Source organism: Pelosinus baikalensis (assembly GCF_020819555.1).
In the GTDB taxonomy this organism is placed as follows: Bacteria; Bacillota; Negativicutes; order DSM-13327; family DSM-13327; genus Pelosinus; species Pelosinus baikalensis.
This window is the reverse complement of sequence record NZ_JAJHJB010000078.1, coordinates 1-8,958: the sequence shown is the minus strand read 5'-3', so window position 1 is coordinate 8,958 and position 8,958 is coordinate 1. Positions and strand designations below refer to the sequence as shown.

8 protein-coding genes and 1 riboswitch are annotated in these 8,958 nt (G+C 39.5%); of the genes, 1 reads left to right on the top strand and 7 read right to left on the bottom strand.

Translation table 11 applies throughout. The features are described from left to right. The 6 genes from LMF89_RS24505 to LMF89_RS24480 all read right to left on the bottom strand — a co-directional run. Window positions 1-451 (bottom strand): IS3 family transposase (locus LMF89_RS24505; RefSeq protein WP_229537444.1); only part of this gene is annotated, 451 nt, incomplete at its 3' end. Between the two features lie 41 nt (window positions 452-492). After that, a complete protein-coding gene (locus LMF89_RS24500; protein ID WP_229537443.1) occupies window positions 493-822 on the bottom strand; it encodes a transposase in 330 nt (109 codons plus the stop codon). Window positions 823-1,119: 297 nt separating this feature from the next. Beyond that, window positions 1,120-2,040: a glycyl-radical enzyme activating protein gene (locus LMF89_RS24495; RefSeq protein ID WP_229537442.1), complete on the bottom strand. Its 921-nt coding sequence runs from the start codon at window positions 2,038-2,040 to the stop codon at window positions 1,120-1,122. 9 nt (window positions 2,041-2,049) lie between these two features. Beyond that, window positions 2,050-4,419, bottom strand: a complete 2,370-nt coding sequence (locus tag LMF89_RS24490) for a glycyl radical protein (RefSeq protein WP_229537441.1) — start codon at window positions 4,417-4,419, stop codon at window positions 2,050-2,052. A 25-nt stretch (window positions 4,420-4,444) separates the two neighbouring features. Beyond that, window positions 4,445-5,104, bottom strand: coding sequence for a GntR family transcriptional regulator (locus tag LMF89_RS24485; protein ID WP_229537440.1), 660 nt, complete (start codon window positions 5,102-5,104; stop codon window positions 4,445-4,447). A gap of 457 nt (window positions 5,105-5,561) precedes the next feature. Further along, entirely contained in the window at window positions 5,562-7,529 is a 1,968-nt protein-coding gene (locus tag LMF89_RS24480) for a methyl-accepting chemotaxis protein (RefSeq protein WP_229537439.1), read from the bottom strand. Between the two features lie 98 nt (window positions 7,530-7,627). Further along, a riboswitch (cyclic di-GMP riboswitch) is annotated at window positions 7,628-7,713 on the bottom strand. Between the two features lie 317 nt (window positions 7,714-8,030). Here LMF89_RS24480 and LMF89_RS24475 point away from each other — a divergent pair. Then, window positions 8,031-8,384 carry a hypothetical protein gene (locus tag LMF89_RS24475; RefSeq protein ID WP_229537438.1) on the top strand — a complete coding sequence of 118 codons (354 nt, stop codon included), beginning with the start codon at window positions 8,031-8,033 and terminating at the stop codon, window positions 8,382-8,384. A gap of 9 nt (window positions 8,385-8,393) precedes the next feature. Here the strand turns inward: LMF89_RS24475 and crcB are convergent, their stop codons facing one another. After that, window positions 8,394-8,768, bottom strand: coding sequence for a fluoride efflux transporter CrcB (crcB, locus tag LMF89_RS24470; protein WP_229537437.1), 375 nt, complete (start codon window positions 8,766-8,768; stop codon window positions 8,394-8,396). Window positions 8,769-8,958 lie beyond the last annotated feature (190 nt).

The window sequence follows — 8,958 nt, the reverse complement described above, 5'->3', positions numbered from 1 at the left end:
ACACATCTAGGATGATCAGCACATAGAAAAATCGATCTTCACCTACAATATAGCCATATTTTATATCCGTTTCCCACACTTGATTGGAACCTTCTACCTTCCGATTTCTTGCAATTCGTCGAGGATATTTCGCTTTTATTTTCCTTTGGGGACGCAACACATTTAACTCTTTACACAACCGATAGACCTTTTTCTTATTGATGATCAGTTGATACTTACGGCGTAATGTATGGGTTATCTTTACGTACCCATAGCAAATCCCTTCTTCATCCTCTATTAATTCACAAATCCATTCTTTGACTTGCTCATTACTAATTTTTCTTCCATCTTCGGTGATAGAATTGACAGAAGGGGTACACCCTCGTTTTGTTTTAGTTTGTATCTCTGCTGCGTTCTTTTTTGATCTTACTTTATAGTAGTACGTGGTCCTCGACAGACCAATTACACGCAATACGAAAACAATGCTACAACCTTTTCCAATCCATTTTCTTGCTACTTCAAATTTTTCATCAAGTGTGGGGTTTGCTTTTTTACTAAATCACGCAAAATCTCATTTTCTAATGTTTTTTCCGCTACTATTTTTCGTAATTGGTCATTTTCTTGCTTAACACTATCTAATCCGCTATTTGTGTTGGCTGGCGAGGTATCGGTTAATTTCTTACGCTGACAATCACGCATGCCGGTTTTGTATTCACGGTACCAACGGGCAACCATTGACGGGCTAAGATTATGCTTTCTAGCAACTAACCTACCATTTTGGGTTTCCTCAACTTCTTTGGCAATTTTCATTTTAAATTCTAAACTATGTCTCTTTCGATTCATTTTTATTTCCCCCTACAGTGTTTATTTTAATATACCAGAGTTAAGGCATATTGTTCAAATCTTCTAGGGGGCTAAAAAGGAACCACAAAGACGCAAAGGACACAAAGGGTTTTATTTCTATTTTTTTGTGCACTCCTTTGTGTGGCCGCGGCAGCGGCATTGTGCCCTTTGTGGTTCATAAAATCTTTTCTACCTATAAAACTTATACATTCAAATAGATACTATAAGAAAAGTGCCTACAGTGTTGAACTGAAGGCACTTTTACATACGATTCGTAAAATGAGCTGCACAATAAAGTCATTTAAAATCGATATTCTGAATATTGTATTCTGCTATGATTTTTTTTACCTGTTCCATTTTTTCTGCATCAGGAGTGCTGAAGATTTCCCATCCCTCACGGTCTAAGGCATTCATCTTACTATGCCCAAGTGGATGATAAGGAAGAAGTTCCACACCAAGAATCCTGGTATTTTCTTGAAGAAATTGGCACATTTGTTCAATATTATTTCGATCATCATTCACACCGCTGATTAAAGGTACACGAACGATGACCTCATGATGATTCTGAGAGATTCTAATAACATTCTCAAGGATTTTCCGATTACTAACGCCAGTCAGCCTTTTATGAACCTGTTCATCCATATGTTTAATGTCTATAAATACAGTATCTAATTCTTTAACAATATCTTCTGCATCTTCCCACTCAAAATATCCGCTGGTTTCAACCGCAGTATCAATTGCAAGCCTTTTACACGCTAGAATCAGTTCTCTCAAAAACTCACTTTGAACAAATGGCTCTCCTCCAGAAAAGGTAACTCCCCCTTTCGATTCCCGATAGAAAATGCTGTCTCGCTTAAGGATCTTGATGACTTCCTCTACTGTCATTAATGATCCGATCTTCTTTTTTGCACCATTGGGGCAGACTTCACAGCAATCACCACAACAGCAGCATTTCTCTCGGGCAAAAGAAAGAGGAATGCCCCCATCCATTGGAATTGCCTGATGATTACAAGCCAAAGAACATTGTGCACAGCCTATACATCGATCACGAAAGTATAAGATTTCAGGATTGGGATTCCAGGATTCAGGGTTAGCACACCATTTGCATCGTAAAGGACATCCTTTTAGAAAAACTGTACTTCGAATCCCATCACCATCATGAACTGACCATCGCTGAATTTGAAATACATTGCCAGCAATCCGATTACTCTCCTTCATAGGATCACACTACAGACTTTCATAGGTTGTTCTTTCGATAATTGCATCTTGCGCTTCCCTAGAAAGGTTAACAAATTGTGTACTATAACCTGCCACCCTCACCAGCAAGTCTTTATAATCATTTGGCTGCTCTTGCGCTTTTCGTAATATTTCCGTGGAAATAACGTTAAATTGAACATGAAATGCACCAAGAGAAAAATAGGCGCGAATGATCGAAGCAAGGTTCTTTTTGTTCCTCTGCGTCTTTAACAGATCTGGCGAAAACTTAACATTCAGCAGAGTACCTCCGGAATGTACATCATGATTGATTTTAGCAGCAGACCGCATCGCAGCCGTTGGACTGGTAAGATCCGTACCAGCATGAGGCGATACCCCTTCCGTCAAAGGAGTCATGGATTTCCTGCCGTCAGGGGTTGCACCAATAATACTTCCCGCAGGAATGTAGTTGGAAATCCCCATAAATGCAGAATTAAATGGCGATCCAAAATAATCCTTATAGGATTTAATTTCTTTATTATAAAAATCAGTAATTTCTACAGCAATACTGTCAACTTCATCTTCATCATTACCATACTTAGGACAAGCCAGTGCGTCTTTTCTCATTTCTTCATATCCCTTCCAGTTGACAGCTAGCGCTTTGCCCAACTCTTCTAAGGTATATTTCTTTTCTTCAAAAATCAACTTTTTGATAACCATCAGAGAATTAGCAACATCAGCCACTCCGATTCCAGTAATGACAGGACCAACATTATATTTGGCTCCCCCTTTACTCAAATCAACACCTTTATCCATACAACCATCTACGAGCATCGAAAGGTAAGGACGAGGCACCATTTCCCCATGTATCTGCTGAGCGGTTACCGTTCCGATGACAGAATGCTTAATCAAATGAGAAAGCTGTCGCAAAAAAGCCTCTTTAACCTCATCATAACTCTTAAACCCAGTAATTTCTTTTTCCACAAGTCCCATCACGTTGCCGGTGATCTGGCTTTTTCCGCTGTTTAGGGCATATTCAATAGCAGCAGCTAAATTTAGATTGACTGCTGAGGTCCATTCGCCAACTTTTCTAAAATGAGGTACTACGCAGCCGCAATTACTCCAATCCCGTGCATCCTCCGGTGATAATCCTGCAGCCAAGAGCATCTGGGAACCAACCCGATCATTGTGAACTGCCGGGAATCCAGTTCCAACACTAATAAGATCACATACCGCCAGCAGAAATTCATCAGGACTGTCCGGATGAATGCGCACACTAAGTCCAGGCTGATGCGTTTTCACATTCTCCGTAGCTTTTAAGCACATATACGAAAGTTCGTTGGTTGCATCTTTTCCATCTCTCGTTCTTCCGCCAATGGTTAAATTTTGAAACGAATTGTAACCTGCAAAAAATTGAGCCGTATTGCTTGAAATTGCCCAGACCCATTCAGAAAGTTTCAACCAAAGAGATTCGATTAATTCTTGTGCCTGCGCTTCATTAATAATCCCTGCTTTTACGTCATGAGCAAAAAAAGGATACATATATTGATCAAATCTTCCCAAATTGAGAGCTAATGAATTCTCTGACAGTATAGAACCTAGCTGAGTAAACCAAACCATCTGAATTGCCTCATGAAAGGTCTCAGGGGGATATTGCGGAACTTTTCTACAGATCCGTGCAACTTCCAAAAGTTCATTTTTCCGTTTGGAATCCCTCTCCTCTTCTGCCAATTCCAATGCTTTATCGGAATAGCGGTGAGCAAGAGCAATAATACCGTCACAAACTAAGACAGCTGCCTTGTAAAAATCAATTTTTTCCAGTGCCTCTTTTGTGATAGGCTCTAACTCTTGTATACGGCTTACTGCATGCCTCTTTAGTTCCTCAAAACCTTTTTTGAAAATAATATCTTGATAGTCCGCAGTGATTTCACCAACTGCGCTCCTCCACTTAGAGTCATTATCGATAACACCTGTATCAATTAAAAGCTTGGCTGTTTCGTCATTAATTCGTAATAAGAATGTTTCTTCCAGTGATTTGCCCTGCCAGTAAGGAAAGACCTCGCTTCGAAGTATCTCTTTGTCTTCTTCGTTAATCTGATATTGATCTTGGCTCCGAGTACTAAAAGAGTCCATTTCCTGTTCAACCCATTTCCAGGAATATTCAGGACAGACAATGCCTGATCTTTGGAATTCGCCAATTGATCCTATAATGAGTTCATTATCAAAAATAGTGATTGGAATACTGCTGCATACGGCATTAAATGCTTTTGCTCTTCGAATAATTACAGATTGACCTTCTGTTTCCCTGTGGGATTGAGTAAAAGCAACCGCCCGATGAATGCTGATCGAAGGTTTAGAATGAATATAGGATTGTTTAAACTTTTCAATTCTGTAACTGGACATCTTACTACCTCCTGTCAAAAAATAGTTAGGATAGAAACTCCGACAAACGCTCACTGGCATCAGCCATATGCTTCTTTAGAATTTTCTTAGCTAATTTAGCATCCTTGTTCTTACAAGCATTAAGTAAATCCCAATGCTGTTTTTGAGATGTAAGCTGATAATTCATTGATACAAGATACAAGCGCATATAGCGCTCAACGTTGTTATGCATGACTTGAATCAGTTTCAGTAAGCGGGGTCGTCTTGCCTGCCGATATAAAATTTCATGAAATCGTTTATTTAACTCGCCCCATCGACTGCTATTCATCTCATTCTCTAGCTGCTTTAAAACTATCGCTGCTTCTTCCAAGTCGATTGTAGTTAACTGAGGAACCGATAACTCTAATGCACCGATTTCAAGAAATTGACGAATATCAAATATTTCTCTTGCTTCCTCTGCGCTCAATTCACTCACAATGGCCCCTCTGTTAGGATAGAATTTTACTAAATCCTCCGCTTCCAAATTTTTTAGTGCTTCTCGCAGGGCACTCATGCTTACATTGAACTGCAGCGCTAATTCTTCTTGTTTTAATTGCATTCCACCCTGCAGATCACCATTTAAAATCCTTTCACGAAGAGCTTCTGTAATAGCGGTGGGTATACTACGATGTGAAATTGTATTGGTTTTATAATTATTATTTTTCATAGCATTATTATAACATGTATCAAAATCAATTTCGATTTTCGAAAATCTTTTCTTTTATTATACGCTCCCCGGCCAATACAGTAAATAATATTATCGATTGTATACAGTATATATTCGATAATACATTGTTCTATAAGAAAAAACGCTGCGCGTCCTATAAAACATGTAAAATAAAACGCAAAGGACACAAAGGGTTTTTATTTATTTTTTCGTACACTCCTTTGTGTGCCGCGTTAGCGGCATTGTGCCTTTGTGGTTCATAATATCTCACCTTTTCCACACCTAAAAACTTATACTTTCTATGCTTACCAGAAAAAACTACTGTTTTTTTCATTGCGAATTAATGCTACTTTCATCTTCTAAAACGTATCGATTCTTTACTATAAAAAATGGGATATTCAGATTCTCATAGACTCTGAATATCCCTCTTTGCTCCAGTTTTTTTATAAAATTGATCTTATATGGAAAACTTCCTAATTTCTTGTTGCAATTCTGCTGCCATGTCAGCTAATGCATGACTGGAAGAAGCGATTTCCTGCATGGATGCTGACTGTTCTTCTGTCGCTGCTGAGATGCTTTGTGTTTCGCCAGAAGTATTTTTCATAATACTTTCAATATCTTGTACGGCAGTAACAATTCTTTGACTGCCAGTCTTCATTTGCCCGATGGAATCCGTTATCTGATATACTTGGCTGGCTACCTGACCAATAAGCAATTCGATCTGTTTAAAAGCTGCGCCTGCAGTGCTTACCACTTCATTGCCAATCTCAACTTCTCTTGTACCATCCTTCATTGTTACTACAGCTTCTTCTGTATCTGCTTGAATTTCATTAATCATATCCGCAATTTGTTTAGCCGCCTGCTGGGATTGTTCTGCTAATTTTCTTACTTCTTCCGCTACAACAGCAAATCCGCGTCCTTGTTCACCAGCACGTGCCGCCTCAATAGCCGCATTTAAGGCCAATAAGTTGGTTTGCCCTGCAATTCCTGAAATGGTGTCTACAATTTGTCCAATTTCTTTTGATCGTTCACCTAATTTCGCTACTACTCCTGCAGATCCTAAAATTGTCTTTTCAATAATATTCATTTGATTTACAGCATTGAAAACAGCCTTACTTCCCTGGCCTGCAGCCGCTGCGGCCTCTTTAGAAGTCACATTAACGGTTGCAGCATTTGTGACAACACACTGTATATTAGCCGACATATCGTCTACAGCCGCAGAAGTTCCATTGATTGCTTGCAGCTGCTGCTCCGCCCCCTGTGCTACCTCCATAATCGAGGTGGCCACTTGAGTAGATACATGGGCAGATTGTTCTGCACTGGCTGTAAGTTCTTCTGATGAAGCAGCTACATGTTCTGCCGTTTGAGCAATCGCCTTAATTAGATTACGCAGATTTTCTGCCATAGTAGAAAAATCTGCAGCAAGTTGACCAATCTCATCATTTGTCTGAATCGTAATGTTTTGTTCCGAAATATCTCCTCTGGCTAGACGTTGTGCAGATTGAGATAAGATTGCAACATTCTTGGTGATTCCACTAGACAATCTCCAAGAAGCAGCAGCTGACAATAAGATGCCAAGCAAAGCAGTTAGTCCAAATTGATATCCTAAAGCCGTGACCTGACCATACACATCTTTTACGTCAACGGTGATACCCATTGTCCAGCCAGTAGCAGGAATCTTGGTATAAATCATTAACTTTTCTGCTCCGTTTGCCTCATAGGTTTGCATGCCTTTATCCTGGGCCAACATTTCTTTTGCAAATTTTTGCAATACAGGATCTTCATGTACGTTCTTTGAAACTTGTGCAGCATCCGGATGTGCTAAAATAATCCCCTTTTGATCAATAATCGTGCCATACCCTTTCCCATTTACATTGACTTCTTTAATCTTTTCACTCAGCAAATCTAAAGATATATCAATACCAACAACACCGCGAAAATTTCCTGCCTCACTTTTTAATGGTATGCCTGCGGACACAATATATTTTTTGGTAAATGCATCAACATATGCATCCGTAAAGACTAGTTTGTTTTTATCTTTTGTTGTCTGATACCATCCACGCTTACGGGGATCATATCCTTCAGGCAAAACAGCTCCTGAACCATCAATCATTTTACCATCTTCTAATCCGGCATATAGATCCAGTAAACTAGAATCTGATTTGTAGTTTTGTACAAAAGAAACCGGGATTTCCCTATCACCTAACACAACTCGAATATTCTCACTTGTTGTCACTGCGGTTTGCGCCTTCGCCAATAGCCAGCCGTCTAATTGAGTTGAATAGGTATTGGCAACCGAGAACATTTCATTCTTAATATTTTCCTCTACCTGACTTTTCGCATAAAAATACCCCATCGTCGTAGCTACTAATAATACCAGACTCGTAATCGCCACCATGATTAAAAATTTCATTTTTAATTTCATATATACGCCCTCTCCTCTCACCTAACATTCCAATGAATAAAATACTGAATTAAGTGTCTTAATATAAAAGATTGCCAAGTTACATCATAATCAACAAACGATGTAACCTGGCAATCATAGATGTAACATCCTTAGACCCATGGCTTTGCGTCCCCACCTTTAGATTGGTTTGCCCATATATGGTATTTTCCTCTATTTTTCGACATTTTTCTTCAAATCCCTTTCGCTTCGCTAAAAAAATAATAGAACCTCCCAATTAAGGAGGTCCGCTATGTACCATATTCTTCGTTCTTTCATACTATAAACAGCCTAGTACCTTATCTGCATTAAAAACGCTGCCACTTTAGCAGTCTTTTTCCGTCCTGCTTCGTTGTCGCCGCCTTACAGATTCCCGATCTGCGCGGCTCCTCCGCCTTGCAGGTCAAAAAAATCCTCGCTAAAATATCTATAGTTTTAGCAGATGAAGTACTAGAATGCTTAAAATGTAAGGGAAGTGTTATCTTGGTTTTAAAATCTGATTTTCAAGATACCTTAGAGTTTTTCATTTTCTCAAATCTTCCCGTCCTTATGAACCCAGGTAATGCTATGAATGTAGTTGTTTCCAATGAAATCATTCCTACAGCTCCCACTGCTCCTCTTACTTCCACATCTGCGGTTCCAACTGTCGCTACAGCACCTGTACTTGTTATCACCCCAGAGACGTTAAAGGCATTGCAATCTTATACGATAAACAATTTTCCAGATATAGGACTTCCTCAGGATATTGCCCAAATTGCCAAAGATTTCATTGCAAATCTTCCCCCGCTCATCCCAATTACTCAAACCACAGCTGTTAGCACAGCTGTAACTATATAAGATATCGCATCAAATAAGTCTTGCAACTCCAATACCGATCCATGTAGCTGCAAATCCAAGCAGAAGATTAAGTCCAATGTTATACAACGCCATTATCATATTAGAGTCCTCCAGTACACGAAAGGTTTCGTAACTAAAAGATGAAAACGTAGTTAAACCACCAACAAAACCAACGGTAATCAGTAGCCGCCAATAGGGATTTACAATAAAACGTTCTGTCGTCAGTGTCATAAATATGCCAATAATAAAACACCCTACCACATTTACAATGAGTGTTCCATAGGGAAAATCAGCTCCAAACCGCTCGGCAGCCCATACGGAGACTAAATAACGAGCTGTCGCCCCAATACTTCCTCCAACGGCTACCGCTATGATTCTCAACATCCTTATCACCACCTCATCCTTACACATTATACTCTTATCCACGACCTCCAGCAAAAATTTTTAGAAAATCGCTACGCGTCCTTTAAAAAACCTAAAGCGAATGGAACCACAAAGACGCAAAGGACACAAAGGGGGTTTATTTATTTTTTCGTGCACTCCTTTGTGTGCCGCGTTAGCGGCATTGTGCCTT